Source organism: Colwellia sp. TT2012 (assembly GCF_001440345.1).
GTDB lineage: Bacteria > Pseudomonadota > Gammaproteobacteria > Enterobacterales > Alteromonadaceae > Colwellia.
In genome coordinates this window covers 346,570-368,398 of record NZ_LJYX01000017.1, presented here as the reverse complement: position 1 = coordinate 368,398, position 21,829 = coordinate 346,570, and the positions used below count along the sequence as shown (strand labels likewise).

General features: G+C 38.8%; 15 protein-coding genes and 1 pseudogene. 4 read left to right on the top strand and 12 right to left on the bottom strand.

Annotated elements, in window-relative coordinates:
• Window positions 1-5: 5 nt before the first annotated feature.
• Complete coding sequence (locus tag ASU03_RS11330) at window positions 6-3,227, bottom strand: DUF3427 domain-containing protein (RefSeq protein WP_057831907.1); 3,222 nt, start codon at window positions 3,225-3,227, stop codon at window positions 6-8.
• Between the two features lie 726 nt (window positions 3,228-3,953).
• Between ASU03_RS11330 and ASU03_RS11325 the strand changes: the two genes are divergently transcribed.
• A complete protein-coding gene (locus ASU03_RS11325) occupies window positions 3,954-5,057 on the top strand; it encodes an MFS transporter (protein ID WP_231731561.1) in 1,104 nt (367 codons plus the stop codon).
• Window positions 5,058-5,243: 186 nt separating this feature from the next.
• Here the strand turns inward: ASU03_RS11325 and ASU03_RS11320 are convergent, their stop codons facing one another.
• The 3 genes from ASU03_RS11320 to ASU03_RS11310 form a co-directional block, all read right to left on the bottom strand.
• Window positions 5,244-6,803, bottom strand: a complete 1,560-nt coding sequence (locus ASU03_RS11320; RefSeq protein ID WP_057831906.1) for a PH domain-containing protein — start codon at window positions 6,801-6,803, stop codon at window positions 5,244-5,246.
• Window positions 6,796-7,413: a PH domain-containing protein gene (locus tag ASU03_RS11315; RefSeq protein ID WP_231731560.1), complete on the bottom strand. Its 618-nt coding sequence runs from the start codon at window positions 7,411-7,413 to the stop codon at window positions 6,796-6,798. Before ASU03_RS11315 ends, ASU03_RS11320 begins: the two co-directional genes overlap by 8 nt.
• An 826-nt stretch (window positions 7,414-8,239) precedes the next feature.
• A complete protein-coding gene (locus tag ASU03_RS11310) occupies window positions 8,240-9,112 on the bottom strand; it encodes an NAD-dependent epimerase/dehydratase family protein (RefSeq protein WP_057831905.1) in 873 nt (290 codons plus the stop codon).
• 301 nt (window positions 9,113-9,413) lie between these two features.
• Between ASU03_RS11310 and ASU03_RS11305 the strand changes: the two genes are divergently transcribed.
• Window positions 9,414-10,313, top strand: coding sequence for a JmjC domain-containing protein (locus tag ASU03_RS11305; protein WP_057831904.1), 900 nt, complete (start codon window positions 9,414-9,416; stop codon window positions 10,311-10,313).
• A gap of 561 nt (window positions 10,314-10,874) precedes the next feature.
• Here the strand turns inward: ASU03_RS11305 and ASU03_RS11295 are convergent.
• From ASU03_RS11295 to ASU03_RS11280, 4 genes are all read right to left on the bottom strand, one after another.
• Window positions 10,875-11,306: a hypothetical protein gene (locus tag ASU03_RS11295; RefSeq protein ID WP_057831902.1), complete on the bottom strand. Its 432-nt coding sequence runs from the start codon at window positions 11,304-11,306 to the stop codon at window positions 10,875-10,877.
• Window positions 11,303-12,697 carry an ABC1 kinase family protein gene (locus ASU03_RS11290; protein ID WP_057831901.1) on the bottom strand — a complete coding sequence of 465 codons (1,395 nt, stop codon included), beginning with the start codon at window positions 12,695-12,697 and terminating at the stop codon, window positions 11,303-11,305. The genes ASU03_RS11295 and ASU03_RS11290 overlap by 4 nt, the downstream gene beginning before the upstream one ends.
• Window positions 12,698-12,699: 2 nt before the next feature.
• Window positions 12,700-13,086 (bottom strand): DUF6463 family protein, encoded by a 387-nt coding sequence (locus tag ASU03_RS11285; RefSeq protein ID WP_057831900.1) that lies wholly within the window; start codon window positions 13,084-13,086, stop codon window positions 12,700-12,702.
• A gap of 91 nt (window positions 13,087-13,177) precedes the next feature.
• Window positions 13,178-13,897, bottom strand: coding sequence for a TetR/AcrR family transcriptional regulator (locus tag ASU03_RS11280; protein ID WP_057831899.1), 720 nt, complete (start codon window positions 13,895-13,897; stop codon window positions 13,178-13,180).
• A gap of 478 nt (window positions 13,898-14,375) precedes the next feature.
• On the opposite strand from ASU03_RS11280, the gene ASU03_RS11275 reads away from it, so the two are divergent.
• Window positions 14,376-14,750 carry an RNA-binding S4 domain-containing protein gene (locus ASU03_RS11275; protein ID WP_057831898.1) on the top strand — a complete coding sequence of 125 codons (375 nt, stop codon included), beginning with the start codon at window positions 14,376-14,378 and terminating at the stop codon, window positions 14,748-14,750.
• A gap of 339 nt (window positions 14,751-15,089) precedes the next feature.
• Here the strand turns inward: ASU03_RS11275 and ASU03_RS11270 are convergent, their stop codons facing one another.
• Window positions 15,090-16,460 carry a sensor histidine kinase gene (locus tag ASU03_RS11270; RefSeq protein ID WP_057831897.1) on the bottom strand — a complete coding sequence of 457 codons (1,371 nt, stop codon included), beginning with the start codon at window positions 16,458-16,460 and terminating at the stop codon, window positions 15,090-15,092.
• Window positions 16,453-17,406 (bottom strand): DUF3369 domain-containing protein, encoded by a 954-nt coding sequence (locus tag ASU03_RS11265; RefSeq protein ID WP_057831896.1) that lies wholly within the window; start codon window positions 17,404-17,406, stop codon window positions 16,453-16,455. The genes ASU03_RS11270 and ASU03_RS11265 overlap by 8 nt, the downstream gene beginning before the upstream one ends.
• A 426-nt stretch (window positions 17,407-17,832) precedes the next feature.
• Here ASU03_RS11265 and ASU03_RS11260 point away from each other — a divergent pair, with 426 nt between their 5' ends.
• Window positions 17,833-19,284, top strand: coding sequence for a sensor domain-containing diguanylate cyclase (locus ASU03_RS11260; protein WP_057831895.1), 1,452 nt, complete (start codon window positions 17,833-17,835; stop codon window positions 19,282-19,284).
• Between the two features lie 196 nt (window positions 19,285-19,480).
• Here ASU03_RS11260 and ASU03_RS19940 read toward each other — a convergent pair.
• Window positions 19,481-20,171 (bottom strand): annotated as a pseudogene (locus ASU03_RS19940) (hypothetical protein).
• A 328-nt stretch (window positions 20,172-20,499) separates the two neighbouring features.
• The gene (locus ASU03_RS11250; protein ID WP_057831889.1) at window positions 20,500-21,459 is read right to left on the bottom strand and encodes a histone deacetylase family protein; all 960 of its coding nucleotides are present in this window, start codon (window positions 21,457-21,459) and stop codon (window positions 20,500-20,502) included.
• Between the last annotated feature and the right edge of the window lie 370 nt (window positions 21,460-21,829).

Sequence of the window (21,829 nt, the reverse complement as noted above, 5' to 3'; positions counted from 1 at the left end):
TTTTCCTAACCAACCGCCAACTTAGCCGTCTCATGCCACAAATATGCTGGCATGGGATGTTTTAATTTCCAGGTAATATTCATCGGCTGACTGCCTTCATATTTGACAAAATCGACCGGACCAAAATTAACAAAACCCATGGTTCTGCCGTTTTCATCCTTGCCTTGCTCACGTACAAATAACAGGAAGGTCTTCTTAGTTTCTTGCTGCGTTATATAACCTAAACCTCGGCCTGAATTCGGTCGGGCGCTATTCTGCGTTTGCCAATGAAACAAGGTCGGGCTAATAGCGTAATCATGGTACATGGTGGTCGCTGAAAACTGCTTTTCACATTTATCTAGGGTGACAAAGAGCAACTCGGTATTAGCGCCAGCAATATTTAACACACCTTCACGGCTCGATGATTTTTTAGTGAAAGTACTATCACCAAAAGCAACCAGAATATGCTCTTTCGGATAGCGCACATGCATTTGTAAGGGCGATTTATCTACTTTCGAGTTATTAACCCTTGGCATAGCAAACTCGCTCACTTCAAGTCGCTCAATAAGCATGGCAATAACTTCGGCTAATTCCGCAAGCAGCGTGGTGTTTTTCAGCGCTAATACGCTTGTCGCCACGTCACTAAAGCCAGCTTGTTTTCCTGTTTTATCCCAAAAGTCGTAATGAGTCATTAATGCAAAAAGTTGCTGGTGTTTGGGTAAGTTTACATCGGTATTTAAGGCTGAAATTGAAAAGTTGTTATCACACAGCGTTTTAATAAAACGTAGATATGAAATGGATGAACAGTTGAGTAATCTATTATTAATGGCGCGATAATAAGCTGCATAAAGCGCTTTATCCGCTGGCGCTATTTCCTTGTTCTTGCTGGCGGCAAGTAATACTGACCAACCACCAACCTTGCCACATTTAACCTTGTAAATGTCTTCTAGCCTGAGGTTAGGGTTGAGCTGTAAAAAATTAGTTAGCGTTAACGGTAAGTTGGTATTATGCGGAAAGTTATTAATTAAGCTCAGCAGTTTGTTTTTGTTTAGTGTCGCTTGGCTAATGTTTTTTAAGATCATCGCCTGAGTTTTTTCTTGTAACTCAATGCGGCAACCCAAGGGCAGGTGAGGGAAGCCTTGTTTAACTTCTTTGGCTATCGCCTGATTGGTTTTACCGACCAACGCTCTGAATTTATGGGAAAAGTCGTATTCAGGGCGTGAATTACCGACAAAATCTAAAATGGTGCAACATTCTTTATCGTTAGTTAGTCGCAGGCCACGACCAAGTTGTTGCAGGAATATAGTCAAACTTTCGGTAGGGCGTAAAAATAGTAAGGTATCTAATTCGGGGATATCGACACCTTCATTAAATATATCAACGACAAACAAGACGTTTATTTGTTTTGATCTTAGCTGTTGCTGCATAAGTTCACGGTCTTTATTGTTATCGCTGGTTAATACGCCACAGGCAATATTATGCAAGGTGAACTTTTGCGCCATAAATTTTGCGTGCGCTTTACTAACGCAAAAGGCTAAGGCACGCATTTGTGAGACATCAGTAACAATTTCTTCAAGGCTTTGCAAAATGCGCAAAACCCTTTGGTCATTATAGGTATAAAGGTGGGTTAATTCGGCAATGTCATAACGACCTTTAGACCACGAAATTTTAGTTAAGTCGGTATCATCATCTATGCCGAAATATTGAAAGGGCGACAGGTGAAGTTGATTAATGGCTTCAGGTAATCTGATTTCTGCGGCTATAACATTGCAAAAATCACTGAGTATATCGGTGCCATCATGCCGCTCGGGTGTGGCGGTTAATCCGAGCAATATTTTCGGGCTAAAGTGCGCTAATACCGCGCGATAACTACTGGCCGAAATATGATGCACTTCATCAATAACAATATAATCAAAATAGTCTTCACTTAACGCTAACTTTTCCGTTTGGTTGTTATTTACAGTGCTAAGTTGCGCGTTTAAACTTTGAATAGAGGCAAAGAGGTGCTGATATTTGTTTGGCTTGTGATTACCGACCCATAACTCGCCAAAAGCGCTATTTTTTAATACGCCACGATAAGCCGCTAAAGCTTGTTTTAGTATCTCTTCTCGGTGAGCAAGAAACAAAAAATTTGCTTCGGGATTTTTATTATAGAAACGAGCAAAATCAAAAGCAGAAATAATGGTTTTACCTGTGCCCGTTGCTGCCACCACTAGGTTGCGATAACGCTTATGCAGATTTCGCTCCACCTGTAACTTGTCTAATATGGTTTGCTGATGGGAATGCGGTTTGATATCAAAATAGAAACTAGGCGTTGAGGTACTGAAGCTGCCTTTTGCCTCTCGCAGGGCATTGTTTAGTTTTTCTTTGCTTGGTGCTTTGCCATCAAAGTGTTCAAAGTCAGGTGACTGCCAATAGGTTTCAAAAGTGCTTAGCGATTTTTTAATGATATGCGGGATTTCTTGCGCAGTAATTTTAAGGTTCCACTCTAAACCACTGGTTAATGCTGAATGAGATAAATTAGAGGAACCAATATAGCCGGTGTGAAAACCGGTATTACGCATGAATAAATAAGATTTAGCGTGCAGGCGTTCACGGTTGGTGTTGTAGCTAAGTTTAACTTCGGTGTTGGGTAGTGATGCTAAAAACTCGACTGCTTTGGCATCGGTAGCGCCCATATAAGAGGTGGTGATTATTTTTAATTGTTTACCGCTACGGGTGAAAGCCTCTAATTCCTTTTTAAATATTCGAATACCGGTCCATTTGATAAAGGACACTAGCCAATATATTTTGTCAGACGATTGGATTTCTCTTTTAATCTCGGTTTCTAGCGACACACCGACATTGCTACCACAGAACAATTCACTCTGCGTTAAGCCAGTTAACGGCATGATGGCTTCTACGTACTTGGGCAGGTCTGCCGCGATAGGGTTGGTTTTATCAAACAGTGCGGTAAGAATTTTACCCCTGCTATCAATTAAGTTTTCACTGATTAATTGTTCATCTTTAATATGTTTACTAAGCCACTGCACTATGGTGTTTGCTAAGTTGATTTGCTGATGAATTCTATTATCACCATGTGGCACTGAGTCCATGGCAATTTCAATCAGTCGGGTTAAGAAACGAGACAACCACGTTGCTGCTTCGCCAGCTTCAAGTGAGCGCTCACCAACATGGAAGGTTTCTCGGTCTAAGTTTTGTTCAACTAATTGGGTAATTAGCTGCTCATAAATACCCGTAGTGTTCATGAAGGCTCTTAAATTTATTAACGTTATTTGCCACTAGAATAGCTAAAATAGATTTGAATTTACACCTTTTTATCAGTGGCTTAGGTGATTGCTTAAGGTTGTTTTTTGCTGCGTACAACTTGATTTCTGGATTCCCGATCAGACACTTCGGGAATGACGAGGTTCGCCATTCGGCAATGACGGCTGATGGGTTTATGCACAACTACTACAACTTAGCCGTCATCTTCGAGTGTCTGATCGAAGATCCATTGCTCTTTATACACTGGATTCAGGACAATAAGCTCAGGATAATATGCTCCTGCATTATCTAATAAGGTACTTCCTGTACCGTCAGCATTGTCTAATAAGTGCCATCCATGGCACGTCCGATTAAAACACCACGGGGATGACGATCCTGAGCCAAGTGCATAGGCATGTTAGTTAATGACTACCAAGGCACTCACATAAATGCTGGACTCAATAAATAGCTAAAGTTTCAATAAGCTGAGTCAATAATAGTTATTCGTAACAATACTTTTATTATCAAGGCGATAGTCACTATAATATCTCATTATTAATTTAGTTTTATTGCTGCTTTATCAATTGATAAAATAGTAGGTGTAATTGAAAGCCAGCCTCAGAGTGTCATCATCATCATGATTGAAGTAAAAACAGCTGCTTACCGCCGTGCTAGCTTTGCGTTAGCGTTAGGCTCTTTCCTTGTATTTTGTATTTTGTAATTTGTACATGTTCCAACCCATGTTGCCATTGATGGCTGAAAAATTTAACGCCAGTGCGATTGAAATTAATTGGTTGCTTGCGTCATGCACATTAATGTTAGCGCTTACTCTTGTTCCGTGGGCTGTAGGCTCAGAAATTATTGGCCGTCGTAAAGTGATGATGCTGAGTCTTTTCTTATTGCCATTTACCGGCATGGCCATGTTGCTAACCGATTCATTAATAATGTTAACGTTAACGCGAGGGGTAATGGGTATTGCGCTTGCGGGGTTTGTTGCCGTTGCTGTGGCATATATGGCTGAAGAGTTCACCCCAAAAGCATTTATGATTGCCGTTGGTGGTTATATTAGTGCAAATTCATTAGGCGGTATTGCAGGGCGTTTATACGGCGGTTTTGCCACTGAATATTGGGGATGGGATATAGCCGTTATTGGTATGGCTATTGCCAGTTTAGTTGGCGCGCTATTAGTGAGCCGACTGTTGCCTGAGCAACAATGTTTTACCCCTAAAAGAGGGCAGTTCCGTAACCATAATAAGCGTGTCATTGGTCATTTAAAACAGCGTGAATTATGGCTTGCTATGCTTATTGGCGGTTTAAACTTTGCGTTAATTGTTAATCTTTATACGGTAATGGGGTTCCGTCTTATCGCGCCACCGTATTCACTGTCTATCAGCTTAACGTCGTTGATTTTTCTGTGCTATTTAAGCGGTACTATTTCAGCAAAACTAAGTGGTCGTTGGAGCCAACATTACAGCCCAATCAAGGGCATGGTGTTAGGTACAACCGTAAGTGCAATAGGTATGTGGATAGCCGTTTATGATTCATTGTACACAATGGTTGTTGGTCTATTACTTATTGGCTCCGGCGCTTTTTTCACGCACTCACTTGCCTATGCCTGGGTAAGTCAGAAAGCGAAAGTAGCGAAAGCAACCGCGACGGCGTTATACCTTGTGCACTATTACATTGGTGGCAGCTTAGGTGGTTTTTACTTAATTGCCTGCTGGCAATATGGCGCTTGGTATGGGGTGCTTGCAGGTGGCATGATATTATATGGCTTAATTTACCTATTATGTTGGCGCTTACATCGCCATGCTTGTTCATTAACAAAATAAAATTAATCGCGGTTTTTCTTATTTTTGATTTTGTTGGTTTATCTGATTGAAAATACGTCTTTAAAAATTAATTTGGCGGAAGCCTTTTTAAAACAAACAATCGTAAATGGGGGCAATCTCAATTATTATACCTAGTCACATGTGGGTAAGCGCTTTAAGTCTTTTTCTCTGCACCCCAAAAACAGATTACATCCAAGATTTGCCTGAGCTTTCTACTTGATATAGCACTTCATCTAACATGGCGCTGCCTTTATCTGCCTTAATAAAGGGTAAGTTAATTGCTCCTGCGGCTAACACTACCGAGATAGAGCAAAGTTGGTGACGCTGTTGAAACCAACTTTGTTTAAACTTCACTTGTTGCACTTTGTAATGTTCAAAACAGAGATAGTCAACACCAAAAAAGCCTCGACGAATATAAATATAGTTATCATCACTGGCATATCCCCAACGATACCAGCGCATAAAAATAAGCAAAGCCGCAAAAATCGCCAATGGAGTAATACCCCATAAGAGCTGAGTTTTACCTGTTACGGTGAAAAATACCGCCACTAAAGAATATAACGGCAACAAAATAAAAACTAAATTACGCAGTAGAAACCTTTTACTAATGCGCTGATAAGCAATGGTCATCATTTGATTATTAGGATAAACATCATCCACTAAAGCGGCACATTGATGGGCAAAAATAGAAGGCACGATAATTCGGTTATTTTGCGCACCGGCTTGATGTTGAGTAAGCACATTATTGGCTTGTTCAAATTTTAAATTAATACGCTTGAGTAGTAGATCAAGCCAGTCTTGTTGTCTGATCACCATTTGTAAGCGTGATAAACGCATACTGACTTCATATTTAGTTAACAAACCACTACGACGAATGTAACGATCGCCTACTTTGCTCAAGGTATAGTGATAAAAGGTTATAACCGCTCCCGCAATGGAAAAAAATATAAAGGGCAATAAAATTAAAAAAGTCAGTGTTACCGCATAAAGCGTTATTTGCCACATGGGTTTGTCGGAGAAAGTTAATAATTGCTCTATATTGATACCAAAATCACTGAAGGTACTGACAATATAGCTAGCGATATTATCAAAAAACGGCGCTAAACCGCCAAGAAAAATCCAAATACGGTTATTGGTTATACCGTGAATAACTAAATCGGTGATTGAGCGAGTATTCAGTATAATTTCATTTTCTACCGCATCTGGTGTTAATTCTGCAGAGTCATCAGGGTTTTCGGCATGGTGAGTTATTGAGTGTTGAGCAAGAATTTCTTTTTTCAATTGCTCGGCAAAATCAACTTTTAAAGCGACAATTTGTGCTTCTTGTTTAGCAGAGCCCGCGGTATCTAGCTGTAAGCAGGTATAATTAAAAGGGCGATAATAGATAGGCTGTTCAAGTTTTACATTTTGAATTTTACTAAAAGGTAAATTGATGTATTTTTTTGAAAGTACCCCCGAACGAATTTCTATGTGATCTTGGGTTAATCGATATTGGAAAAAATAATAGTTTAAAAATGTTGTTAAACAGATGAACAGCAAAATACCAACAATAATAGCTAGACCTAATTGCGGATTTTCTTTTAACCCGTCATAGCCAAAATAAAGCGCAGGTAAAAAGGCCACCAAATTACTGGCAAAGAATTTAATTAACCGTTCAGTAAAAAATAACAGCGCTATCGGCGAAATTCGCTGCCAGTCTTTGCTATTTTCAACTACCGGGGTAAATGCTGCAACTGACTTATCCATGACGATTAACATCTTTGTGATCTAAAATAAATTGACGAATACTTTCAGCTGACGCTAGTGGTAAACCTGGTATTTCGAAAGTATGCATAGCTCCGCCGGCACTAAATACTTGTAACTTTGCTAAACCTACTTTGCGATCGATAGGTCCACGTTTTAATTCAACATGCTGAATACGCAACATTGGCTGGCTAACGGTTTTTCGAAACAGTAAACCACTGCGATAACTTAAGTCTTGTTGCCTCAGCGCATAAAATTTTTGTTTATCCGCAAATGCCGCATAGAGAGTATTAAAACCACCTAACATAAACAAAACCAGCATTAACCAATTAAATAAGTCAGCAACATCATTAGATAATGGCCAGATGTTTTGCTGTTGGATAACAAATAATAGTGTCACTAAAAATAGGGTAAATGCTACATTGATAATGAGATTGCTTTGCCGATAAATAGCCGATATGGGTTGAAACTCAAGTTCGACTAAACTGGGTAAAGATTCAGCAGTTAATGAAGTATTAGTGAAAGCTGTTCCTTGCATATGATTAAAACCCTTAATTTTATTGCCTGTTATTTTAGTGTAGTGTACCGCGAAATCCGCCTTCGATAAAAACAAATTAGTTACCTTTGTTGAATGTTTTTATAATCGTGGTTTGGTTGCTGGCGCTGATACTACTGGTGGTTTGGGGCCATAAGGCATGAAGTTTATCAACGCAGCAGACAGCCCAACTGGTGCCGCATTATTAGTGGTAGGCTATGAAATATCAGGCTCTGTGGCGGTTTGGTAAATAACCGAAAAGTAGCTGTTGAGGGAGCGTTGAGTATTTTAATTTACTCTGACCCTAATAATAATTTACTCTGACCCTAATAATATGAGGCTATTTTTAGTGAACGCTCACCAATATGGAAAGTTACAGGTTTTTATCAGTAACTTAGGTGATAGCTTAATGTTGTTTTTTGCTGTGTACAACTTGATTTATGGATTCCCGATCAGACACTTCGGGAATGACGATGTTCGCTACTTCGGGAATGACGATGTTCGCCACTTCGACAATGACGGCTGATGGGTTTATGCACAACTACTACAACTTAGCCGTCATCTTCGAGTGTCTGATCGAAGATCCATGTTTTTTCTACAAAGGGAAACAGGAAAAGTCATCAGAGCTGACAAGCGTAGTTATATAGATGAAGGCGCTATTTCCTATCCTGCAGCTGGCTCAACACTTTGGTAAACAGTATCACCAAGCGGTTGGCTCTATAACAGAGCCAATTCAGCGTATATATTAGTGGTTTAATCAGCGATTTTTAATAAATCTTAATTTATGGCTGTCCCACTTTTTGCACTTTTTGGCGACTGTCCTTTTATCTGCTTTTATCTGCTTTTGTCTGTACCTTTAAGAAATACATCCCTTGGCTAATATTTCCAACAGCGGTCAGTGAAATTAACCCGTTCCATGGATGCTCTCTACCATCCCAGGTAAGTAATCTTCAATCTCTTGGAGTTTTATGCCAAGACTTTGTAATTTTGAACAATTTAGACACCAGTCTCCGGTATTATTATAAGGTGATACATTATTATCTAATTTCTGCTTTGCCAGAATGAATTTTGAATCGGTAATTTTCTCAATAATCTCAATAAATCGTTGCAGCGTTATGGGCTTAGCGCTTGCTGCATTGATCGTTCCTGAGAAATAATTTCCGGCTAATTCAAAAAGAGTTTTAGCGGCATCATCGGCGGAGATAAATGAAATTTTACCTTGAAGATTATCAAAGTAGAGCGGCAGTCCATTTTTAATACTGTTGACATGGCGCTGCAGTCTTAGGGAATAATCCTCTGCATCTACAATAACGGGAAGCCTGATGCTGGTAACAGGAAAAGTGGCAAATTTGATAAATGAAATTTCCGCCTGTCGTTTTGCCTCGCCGTAGTGCTCCTTTCTACTCACTTTATTAGCAAGTTCAAAATCCAAAGGATTAAATTGCTCTTCAGATAAATTATCATTGCGTTCTACATAAGCAGAAATGCTGGAAGTAAAAAGATATTTTTTCACTCTGCCGTTGAAGACTTCGCAGGCGTGTTTTGCTTGCTCAAAATCAAAACATGATAGATCAAAAACTAGATCATAGTCTTGCTTGATGGCCTCTTCTAATGCTGTTTTGTCAGTACGGTCACAAATAATCCGCTTAATTTTTTCTCCGAAGCCATCCGCGTGATTACCTCTATTTAATAGGGTCACTTCATCGTTATTCTCTAAGAGAAGCTGCACAAGTTTTCTGCCAAAAAACTGACTTCCACCCAAAATTAATATTTTCATTTAAGTTTTACAACCCTCTAAATCTAGCTTTTAAATGAATGTATTATATCATCATTGATAGAAAAACGAGGCTCCACTTTAAAATTGACAATAATGGATAATGGATAATGTTAATTTATTGTTTTGGGGTGGGTGTCTGTTGTTTTTTGCGAACGAAGCTATCTGCGGGTAAAAAGTTACTTGCCTAGCACTCGCTAAATTGTCTCTTTCTTCAAACTTGTTTTGATCGAGTAGAGATATTCATCGTGTTTATTTCATGAGATAATTCACCTCATCGAGCATTAAATTACGTAAATTAAATATGAGCAATACCGAAATCAATCTAAAGTCACTTATTGGCGATAATACCAGAGAAGAATTTTTAAAGTTACTCAAGTCTAGAACACCTTTTATATCCCATGGTAATACCGAAGCCCTTAAAGATTTAATGAGTTTGCCATTTCTTGATTCTGTTGAAAGCCTTGCCGCCTGTTGGCGCGACACTGTTGATGTATTTCACCCAAAGATTGCCGATGAAATTTCAAAGACCTCAATCCCTCCTGAAGACGCTCTCCATGAATATAAGAATGGCAGCTGCATTCTCTTTAATGACGTCAATAGAATAATTCCTGAGTTTGACCGGTGGAATCAGCAAATTAGAAGAGACATTGGCTTCTCTGAGTTGACCTATGTTAGAAACTTAGTCTACGCAACACCAGCGGGGAAAGGAAATGCTCCTCATTTCGATCAGAATTTTAATTTTGTTCTTCAATTAGAAGGAACAAAAAAATGGTGGTTAGCAGAAAATAACACCATTAACAATCCAATGACTCGTCATGTGATCGGGCATCCTGTTGATGATGAACTAGGACGTTATAGCGCTAAAGAATTTCCACAATCATTCCCCGCAGATTGTACTGAATATATATTAGAACCGGGCTCAATTCTCTTCGTACCACGAGGAGTTTGGCATATGACTGAAGCAGTAACCGATGCTGTTTCGTTTAATTTTACTTTTACACCGCCGACTTGGATTGATATTGCGATGACGGCCTTAAGAGAAAAACTCTCTCATTCTGAGCAGTGGCGGGAGACGGTAATTATCGATGATAAGGGTACTCACAACAGTGAATTCAACCAACTTATCAATGGTTTAAGTGCCGATGTTAAGAATTGGAATGCGGTTGATTTCTTAGACATTACTGAGCATCAAGAGCTATAACTAAAAAACTGAAAGTTACTGTTTTTTTATCAGTAACTTAGGTGATTTTTTAAGGTTGATTTTGCTGCGTACAACTTTATTTCTGGATTCCCGATCAGACACTTCGGGAATGACGAGGTTCGCCACTTCGCCACTTCGGCAATGATGGCTGATGGGTTTATGCACAACTACTACAACTTAGCCGTCATCTTCGAGTGTCTGCCCGAAGATCCATGTTTTTCTACCAAGGGAAAAAAAACTGCAGATACCCACTCAAATGGAAATAAAATTTTGAGTGGGTGTCTGCCCGTAATCATAGATTTAGAGCAAAAAGCTGAACAAGCTAAAAATAGCTGTACTAAAGGACAAACTAAATAATTAATAAGTAATTAATAAGGACAGTCGCTCAACGTTATTAAAAACAGCATCTCTTCTATTATTTTGAAAATTTGGTAAATATTATTCGAATTTAGGATTTATTAGCAACCATTGAGCTTATTTTTAGTGGCTGTTTAGCTTGTGTTATTGTTTTGCTTAAATTAAGGGGGTAAGCGAGTGTCCTCGTTAATACCTTTGTTTGGTCTACAAGCTAGCCCATTGCTGCTTTACACCAATAAGGTGAACAACGCCAAAAGTTAGACAAATAGCAGAGCTCCAAAACCAAAAATTGGTACTGTTACCAAAATGAGTCGCTTTAGAGCTAGCTGCTAAGAATATGCCAGCGATACCGCGCAGTAAATAAATAGCCGTAATGGTTATAAGCGCTAAGCGCATTAATGGCAGTTTTATTATTAATCCAGCAGCAGAAAAAGCATAAAGCGACCAAGTAGCCAATACCAGCACAATACCTGATGTGATCAGTGTTGGTTGTAAACTGCCTTGTTCGGCAAGTTTTGCCATGTGTTCACCCGCGCCAAAAAACCGATACCAAGAAGCACCAAAAACTATGAAACCTATGTGTAGTAGCGAGGCTAAGGCACTTAATGCGCCGGCGGTAATTAAATAACTGTTCACAATATTTCCTTATTTCCGGTGCTGAATCTTGAATAATCGGTATTAATGTTGGCACCAATTTGTGTTAATAAGTTCATTAAACCTAAGTGAGCACGGTCAAAGCAAGGCTGTTCGCTATACATGCCCGATAGAAATTTTATGGCTTCACCACTAACATTGTCGGGTTTTCCTGGGCAAGGGCTTTTAGTGGTAAAGTCGAATGTTTTATGCTCATACGCTTGACCTAACCATTGCCCATAACGCTGTAAATCAGGGAATATTTTCGACTCGAAGGTATTAAAATCGACACTGTGGTCAATAAGTTTAAGTGCTTGGTAACTGGCAAACAGTGCCGGTTTATTTTTGCCAAAAATATAACTATCAACAATTTTTGGCATCATAGCAGTAAAACTATCAACAAATTCATCACTTAAGCTACGAACACAGCCAAAGTCTAAAACGCCGAGTTGCCCATCGTTTAATACTAAGAAGTTACCCGGGTGAGGGTCTGCGTGTATTTTTTTCAGTGTTAAAGCGCAATACCAAAAGAAATCAAATAACTTTTGCCCTAGTGCATTTCTGTGTTGCTGACTTGGCTGGTTTTCTAGCCATTTATCTATGTGCTGCCCAGTTAACATTTCCATTGATAATACTCTAGCAGACGATAACTGCTGGTTAACCTTTGGAATAACAATACCGTTTAGCTTCATTTCTTGCCGAAACCAGTTTAAATTACTGGCTTCAATTTCATAGTTTATCTCTTCAGCTAAACGATTTTTCATTTCAGCCAATACTTGGGTGATTACTTGTTTTTGTGGCATGTTGTTGGTGGTTTTCGCTAACAACCAAAACAGTTTTTCTAACATTTTTAGGTCGCTGTTAATAGTTGCGCCTATGCCGGGATACTGAACCTTGACCGCTAATTTTTCATCGTTAAATGATAAAGCCCGATGAACTTGACCTATGCTGGCCGCTGAAAAGGCCTGACTATCAAATTCTTTAAATAGCTGCTTGGGCGTGTTGCCTAGCTCTTGCACCAATTGCTTTCTAACCAGCGCTCTATTAATAGGCGGCACTTCATGGCAAGCCGACTTTAATTTATTACGAATGGTTTCTGGCAGAATGTCGGTTTCCATACTTAATAGCTGAGATAACTTAATTGCTGTGCCTCTAAGCTGACTTAATACGGTAAAAACTAACTCGCCTATTTGTTCTTCGTGTTGTTGCTGAGATTGCTCATTATTTTTTACTGGTGATTTTTTAGTGTCAGAGTATTGAGTTGCCGATATTTTAGCTGCAAAGGCTTTTCGTACTTTATAACCCGCATGTTTCAAGGCGATTTTGGTTACTGCTGCGCCAGCAATAGCGCTACGTGATAAGGTTGAGGTGGGTACTTTTTTTGAAGTAAGCATAACTAAACCGCTGCTGTTTGGTTTTTGTTTTGATTAAGGTTTTTTCTGTGCTTCATTATCAAACTTATTATGGGTGGGAACATAAGCCAAAAACCAGATTCAGGCATGATGGTAATACCAACAACGGTTAACAGTAAAAGGTTGAGTGACACTGAAAGTGGTACTAGGCTGTTATTTACTGAAGCTAAATGTTTTATTAATAACCCGGTAATGAAAAGTAATTGCCCGAATAAGAAAAACCATACTGCTGCCGCTGAGCGATCAGTACTTAGGCTGTTAATAATACCATTATCATACAGTGAGCTATATTGGGCTGAGAACATAATAACGGCAAATAAAGTGTGAAGTACTGCTACTGTGATAATCCAATTACCTTGCCAATTTTTCATAATATTTTCCTTTTTAATATTTAAAATGTAGAACTAAAGCGCGTTAACTTTAGTGAAGCCTAGCGATATTTCGTGAAGCCTGATTAAGGTATTACAAGCCAAATGATTTCTTCATTATCAATTTGTTTAAAAAACCACTGCCCATAAAGCGGAATAGATGCGCTTTTACAAAAAAGCTAACCAGATCAGTGGCCTTAGAGACAATGCCACTTCTTAATATTTCTACGCCAAGTTCTAGCGACATATCTACCATTTGTGTGGTATTGCTGAATTCTTCGGAGTCATCGTTAACCCAATACAAAAGTACCGCTAATAAGTAGTCATTAGCGAGTTTTGCGGTGGCATCGGTAAAAGGCGATTGGGCAATTTCGCCAGCTTGCTCGGCGTCGTTAAGTAAGTTAGCAATAAGGTCGACAAACTCTTCTCTTACGGGGGCCACGTCTTTAAATAAAATGCTTGGCGATTGCATGATCATGTTGATGCTGTCGCAAACAAACTCTCGGTTGGGCAAGAAGTTATTCAGGTATATGTCGATGAGTAGCTGAAACTTTTCTTGTAACGAGTACTCAGATAAGTCGTCTTCAGCTAAAAATTGCTCAGTTGTTTTTGTGGCAATTAAGCCGTAATAGCCGTAAATCAGTTTGTCTTTATTGGCGAAATATTTATAAATAGTCGCATCACCAATGCCTGCTGCTCGGGCTATTTGTTTCATGCTGGTGGTTTCAAAGCCGTTTTCAGTGAATAGCTCAACTGCTGTATTGATTATTTTTAGTCTTATTTCTGCTTGCTGTTGTTTAGATAATCTCGCCATAAGATACACTCTATCGTTTAATTGCTATTTATTAGTGTTTATATGATAGATCGTATCTTAATTAGTTCCAAGTATTGTTTACTTTATTCTGCTATTTTTAATTTATACTGATTTTATGTTGTTTTTTTCTGCATACATGCTGATTTATGGATTCCCGATCAGCCACTTCGGGAATGACGATGTTCGACGCTTCATGAATGACGCTGTTTGCTACTTCGGCAATGATGATGTTCGACACTTCGACAATGACGGCTGATGGGTTTATGTACAACTACTACAACTTAGCCGTCATCTTCGAGTGTCTGATCGAAGATCCATGTTTTTTCTGCCAAGGAAAAAAGGAAAAGGGCACAGCCATACCTTGGCTAATAATTAACAATTAATAAGGACAGTCGCTTAACGTTTTAGTTTTATTCAATAACCGTTATATATGTTAGAATTTAACAATATTATTATTTAAAATTATTAGGCGTATTTCATGTCTGCACACTCAATTTTCGACATTTGTGTTCAACCGATAGAACTTTGTAAATTACTCAAAATTGCCAAAATGGTTGGCGGTGACGGCGAAGCTAAAACCATGATCAGTGAAGGTAAGGTTTTAGTCAATAATGAAGTTGAAGTTCAAAAGCGTAAAAAAATTCGTCACGGCGATATTATCAAATATAACGGTCAAATTATTGAGGTCGCTTATAATCCCACCAACAAATCAGCAGAGTTTATTAGTACTGTAGTTTCAGTAAGTAAAAATTCAAAAAAGAAACAAAGAGCTAAAAACAAAGCTAAAAGCGAAGCGCGGGTTGTTTCATCAAAAGCTGTTACTGAAGCATCGAACGAACGCTCGAAAAAATAGTCTATTTCACTTTAATTAGTCGTTAAATTTTTACAGTCATTTAAAATTAATCGCACATGAGGGTCAGGTCTTATCTTTTACGACAATCTGACTCATGGGTGAATAATGCAAACTAATAATCCCGCAACTCTTTAAGTGTATAACCAGCTAAATTATAGGCGGTTGCTGAGTATTGCTTTCCCCCTTTATTATCTCGGTAAAAAATAAAACCTTAATAGCAATGTTAAGGTTTTTTCGTTTGTTCTTACCTATTTATTAATGACTAACTTCTCAATATCAATCTATCTGTTTCGCTTCGTTGCACTGCATTATCTTTTGAGCTGTTAACATTAAATAATGTTAGGCTTCTTCAATCTCAGTTATTGAATTTGCTTCTATCTTTTTCGGTAAACTGATGGTGAATTTTGTACCCTGATCAACCTGGCTTGTTATATCGATACTACCGCGCAGAGCGCCGGTAAGTATATTACGCACTATGCTTAAGCCTAACCCCGTACTGCCTTGACCACGCTTTGTCGTATAAAAAGGTTCAAACAGATGTTTTATGAGTTCGTTTTCAATGCCTATGCCATTGTCTGCGATAGACAATATGATGCGTTGCTTGTGCTCCGTCAGGGTAAAGGTAAGTTTTTTGTCTACTAGGTTGGCCTTTTCGGGAAAACCGTGAATAACCGCATTGATCACCAAGTTACTGATCACTTGCGCTAGTTTACTGGGACAAGTGGTTATTGTGGTCGGCTGCTCTGGCAGGTGCATCTGTAGGGATATATTGTTCTTTTTCAGCATAGGCATCAGACTGCTCAGCAGTGAGTCAAGCCAGCTTGAAAAAGTGAACTGTCTTATGTCATCGGTATTTCTGTCTATGGCAACCTGTTTAAAATTGTCAACTAATTTGGCGGCTCGCTGCAGATTAAAATTCAACGCCGTAATAGATTGTTTAATATTGGCAAGGCCTGTTTGTAACTCTTGTTTGCTTAAACTCTGGTCGATTATTTTACCATTGATTTCTTTTGCCGTTTCGTCAATCATTGAACCGCTAAGGATGGCGACACCCAGTGGTGAATTTATCTCATGGGCAACGCCTGCAACCAAGGCGCCGAGTGAAGCCATTTTCTCTTTGGCGAGTACTTCCTGTTGCGTCTGTTTTAACCGGTCAATGGCTTGAGACAGCTCTTGCGTTCTTTCTTTTACCTTGTCCTCAAGGGTTTTGGTTAGCTCTTGCAATTCCTGCTCGCGTTCCGTTCTTTCTATTTCGGCAGATATACGACCCGAGAACAGTTCAAACAAGGTGACGGCAAAGTCTGGGTTTTCAATTTTTTTCTCGTGCAGGGCCACCACTATGCCCATCATATTTCCCTGAGAATCACGCAAGGGCGTGCCTACATAGCCCTCAATATTCATGTCTTGTAATAATTGGTCATCGGGATACAGCTCACATATGCCCTGAGGAAAAATACAAAGGGAATCATCGCTTATATCGGCACAGGGAGTATCCTTTAATGAGTATTCAAAGTTTTCAGCCAACTTGCCCTTAGCCACTAAACTTATGGTCTTAGAGGTGTTGGTTTTTTTATTTAATCGGGCGATAAAGGTGTAGTCGGCGCCTATATGTTTGCTTAGTTGCAGGTTTAAACTGTTGAAAAATTCATGACCATAGGTTGATTTTAAACTGGTGATTATTTCTTGCAATATACGCTCAACATTAGCCATGAGTGATCCCTTTATTTAGTTTACATCGTGATAGATTTTCTACCATTATCACTAGGTTTGTGACAAACAGTTGTAATAGTTTTTCGGCGGTAACTGATAATTTTTCGGTGCTTTCTAAGATAAAGACACTTTGTGTATTGCGCCTAGAGTAATAATAGCCATACATTTCCGGTTCAAAAATATGCTGTTTTGCTAGCAGTACTCTTTTGGAAAAGTCATTAAACTTGCTGCTGTTTTCTGGAGAATCGGCGTTATCGATAAAAATAGCATCGTTATCATTGATGGTAATACTCCATTTTTTGTCAGTTGAACCATCGGCATAACCTTGTGTGCCGGCAATTAAAAAATGGGTATGTTCGCTATTAAAAATACTCTTTAGTTGGGTGAGTATGCCTTTGGCCAGATCTAAAACATTCTCCAATTGGTTCATATTAGAGATGGAATTGATAATCGCTTCTAAGCCTTTTTGATAATATTGGATCTTGACCAGATCACGGTATGATCTTAAGGCGATGTAGAGCACTTGCTTTAATGCATTTACATTGAGATCTGTTTTTCCCTTGTAACCGTCTATATCGTAAATTTCAAAAATTGAGTGTTCCGGCGCTTTGCCCGGTTGTCCTGTTCTTAATATGATGCGGGTGTAGCTGTTGTTGAGTTCATTGCGTAAGTAGTTGACCACTTGCAGGCCAGCATCGTCAGATTCCATTACTACATCTAATAAGAGCAGGGCTACGTCGTCATTCTCCTCAAAATATTCCTTTGCTTCCGCGCCGGAATAGAGGCTGACGAATTCAATAGCTCGACCTTCAAACTGAAAGTTACTTAAGGATAACTTGGTGACTTTATGTATTTCTTCATCGTCATCGACAATGGCGACTTTCCAACAGGGCAGTGATGACGTTGATGGCTCATGCTCATGCACATCTTCATTCAACCAATCCATAATTATTAATACTATCTAAATGACTTGTTCTTTAACATTATCACTTAATAATATTTAATCAAATAACTGGCCTTGTTTAATCTGAAATGAGTCAACAGTAAGTACTTATACCAAGTCCATTAAATTAGTTCCAATCTAAAGATTGGTTAAAGATTGGGGCATAGTTTGTCTTGATAGGTGAAGGTGATAGTTCATCCTCTCTGTCAGGCTATTGGTAATAGAGAAGGTAATCTTTGAAAATCAGGCTTTTTAACTTGTAAAGATAAAGGTTTTAAACTAAGTAGCAGTCCGTTGTCATTATCATAGGCACCTTTAATTATTCGGGAAAAAGTCTAGAATTTAACTTACCTCAGATTATTAAATGACCAGTGCCGATACTTCTATGTCAGTAAGGTAATTATGCTTATCACGCCAAGAGGAGGAAAAATGTTGACAGTTAAGAATAAATTCATTTTTTATATTGCTTTTATATTGCTCTCTGGTTTTTTAATTTCCAGTTCCTTGAGTTACTACTTTGCTAAAGCGTCATTAAATGACAAGTCGCTCAATGAGATTTTACCGTTAATTAATCATTCAATTTATACTGAAATTCAAAATGAGTTAATGATACCTATTCATACCACGTCGCTTATGGCACAAGATAACTTTGTTATTGACTGGGTAGTAAGCGGCGAAGAAAACCCGCAAATGATACACAATTATCTGATGCGTATTAAAGAGAAGTTTAATTACTCAAACGCCTTTCTTATTTCAAATTCGACACTGAATTATTATCGTCATGACGGTATTTTAAAAAAAATAACTGCGTCTAACAAACATGATGCCTGGTACTACAATTTTATAAAATTAAACCGTGCTTACGATCTTGATGTTGATACTGATGAAGGAGCCGACGAAGATATCACCATTTTTATCAATCATAGGTTAGAAAATGAAAAAGGTGAGCTAATAGGTGTTATTGGCGCAGGGTTATTACTCCATGAACTTGGCAATAAATTTCAGCATTACCAAGATAAATTTTCTCGGCAAATTTATATGGTGGACTCATCCGGATTAGTGCAAGTGCATTCGGATAAGAACTTTATCGAACAATTGAATATTAAAAATATAAACGGTATATCCTCAATTGCAGAACAACTATTATCGAATAAAGACAATCAAAAAAGCTATATTTATCAAAATGATAACAGTAAAGTTATGATGTCAGTGCATTATTTCTCTGATTTAGACTGGTTTCTCATCGTTGAAGAAAGTGAAAGTACTGCCTTAGGCGAAATTAAAAAAGCGTTATGGACCAATACCATTACCGGTTTATTAATTACCATTTTTATTGTTTTTATTATTGATATTTTAACAAAAAAATATCAGAATGAAATTATCAAACTAAGCTCGATTGATGAGCTCACCGGTTTATATAATCGTCGACAATTTATCAAATATTTTAACCATATTCACGCATTAGCAAAACGTCAGAATTTAACGCAAAGTTTGCTAATGATAGACATAGATCACTTTAAAAAAATAAATGATATCTATGGTCATTTAGCCGGCGATGCCGTACTTAAAAAGATCAGTAAGACCATGAGTTCATATTTACGTGAAGATGATCTGATCGCCCGTTGGGGAGGTGAAGAGTTTGTTATTTCGCTGTCGCCAACCAATGAAGAAATAACCTTAAAAACGGGGCAACGAATTCTGCAAGCGATTGAAAATATTGAGCACAGTTTTGAGGGTCAAAAGGTGGTGTGTACTGTCAGTATTGGTGTGGTGATAAATAAATCAGGTGAGTTCGATTTAAATGACATGCTTTCGCTCGCCGATAAAGCACTTTACCAAGCCAAAGACTCGGGAAGAAATAATATCCAAAAGGCTGAGTAAAAAAGGTTGCTGTATAAGTACTTGGCTTCCCTCTTTATTATCTCGGTAACAAAAGCTCAACAGAGCTAAACAAATCGATGAATAGAGCGATAACTAATTTGTGCAATATAATACGATAGGATTGTCTTTGAAGTTATTTGAGGGCAGGGCTTTGCTAGGCTAACAGTAAAACCCCAGTTGAACGGAGAATAAATACTTACAATGCCCAATATGCCTGCTCTAGGCTATCTTCTCGTTCAGGTAAGCCTCGTGATAACCGAGGTGAGTGCTGCATCAGTATTTCAAAACTAACGCGATTAGCATACTTGCTGATTTGTGATAACGATGAATACGTCATCGCTGGCTGCAAATGTTTGCTGGAATCATCAACATTCATTTTATGATAAACATTAGCACTTAGGTCGTGTAATACGGCAGCAAGGGCCGATTGGGCCATCTACGGGTTGCAAGTAATTTAAATCGACACGAGAAGAGGTATTGCTGACAAAGCGATAGGCATAGTCGCCCACTTGCATGTTTTTTGACATCACACCCAACAACACCGACCTGTCATCAGCAAGCACAGAGTAATTATGCATAGTATTGCCTATGGTACCGCCGGCAAACTCATAGTTGATTTATTGCTCGTCTTTTAATCGTTGGTATAAACGATGAGTAACTTCGTCAGTGATAACCTGCGACATCCCCCGTTTAAGGGAAAACTCAGTTAAGAATTCATCATCAACTTTGGCCTCTATATCAACAAGCATTTGATCTATACCAACAATATAACTACGCGCTAATTTAGGCTCAGTGTTAACTTTATTGGTAAGTGGGGCTTTATTCTCAACCGGAAAATAATGTTTATGTTGGCGACGGCCTGAATAACTAAGACAGCCATCTTTAATTTTTAGCCTCGCTTTATCCTTAACGGGAAGCGCGAATGAATTCCCGCCTACGTAGGCGGGATTTTAATCGCGCAGTTACTTAATATTTAATCACGTGATTTCTTGATATTTATATCACTCATTTATCATGACGCTTTGTCGACTAGAACTTAATATTTAATCACGTGATTTCTTGATATTTATATCACTCATTTATCATGACGCTTTGTCGACTAGAATGAATTCCCTTAATGGAAAGCGCGAATGAATTCCCGCCTACGGTAGGCGGGATTTTAATCGCGCGATTTCTTAATATTTAATCACGCGGTTGCTTAATATTCAATCACGATCAATTACCAATCAAGCCATTAATATGTGCAACAACACTTCTACCTAGCGCACTGGGAGCATAACCGCCTTCAAGAACCGAAACAATTTTTCCTCCACCGTATTTATTGGCGATAACTTTAAGTTCATCGGTGATCCAGCGATAATCCGACTCCGTTAAGCTCACTTGTGAGATATCATCTTCGATGTGGGCATCAAAGCCTGCCGAGATAATGATCAACTCGGGTTTAAACTGGTGTAATGCCGGTAACCAGTGTGCAGTTAACTTTTCTCTGAACTGCTCACCCTTTGTTGTTGCCGCTAACGGGGTATTGATAATTGGTGCGGTATTACTTTCTTCAACTTCAAAGGGGTACAGTGGGTCTTGGTAGCTTGAGCAAAACAGGTAACCTTTGTCATCCTTGGCTGTGGCCATAAAGTGATTCTTAATAATATCTTCGGTGCCATTACCGTGATGGACATCAAAATCGACTATGGCGACGCGTTTTAAACCATACTTTTGTTTAGCGTAAGCGGCAGCAATGGCAACATTATTAAAAAAGCAAAAACCCATGCCTTTATCATGTTCTGCGTGATGACCTGGCGGCCTAGTGGCACAAAATGCCGCGCTTAGGGTGCCCTCCATGACGAGATCAACCGCATCAACCGCAGCCCCAGCGGAATACAAAATAGCGGTCAGTGATTTTGTATTCATTACTGCGTCTGCACCGACGATAAAATTTTCTTCGCCTTTAGCTTCATTGGGCGCATTATCAAAAACAAAATCAATATACTCTTGCGTGTGCGCTAGGGTTAGCAAGCTTTTATCGATAGGCTTTGAGTCAAATTGACGGACGACGTAATCTAAGCCACTACGAATTAATTGGTCTGAAATAGCGGTTAAGCGTTTAGCATTTTCAGGGTGGTGTTCACCCATGTCATGTTCGCCACAGTGGTAGTGGCCTATTATTCCAACTGGCATAACTTTCTCATAATTGTTAGTGACTATTCATCTTGTTGCGCTATGACGCAATTAAGGCGTCAAAAGTACTCATTGACTAACGTCAACTCCGTGCCTTTTCCTTTTACTTGCACCATAGTGCTTAAAGCTGAACCGTCACTGGGTGTTCAATTTATTTGCTAATTAGCAGTAAGTATTTATAAGTAAACTTTAAGACACACTACTTTCATTCAGTGTCAGCTTTAAACTCACTTCATCATAATCATCACTGGCTTGACGGACAAAGCCGTAGAGTACGAAGTGGGTCAAGGACAGAAAGGCCCATGTGCAAATAAAGTTGTTGCTGTTTAATCCGTAACACATAACCATTAAGTAAGCGGATGCGTTACAA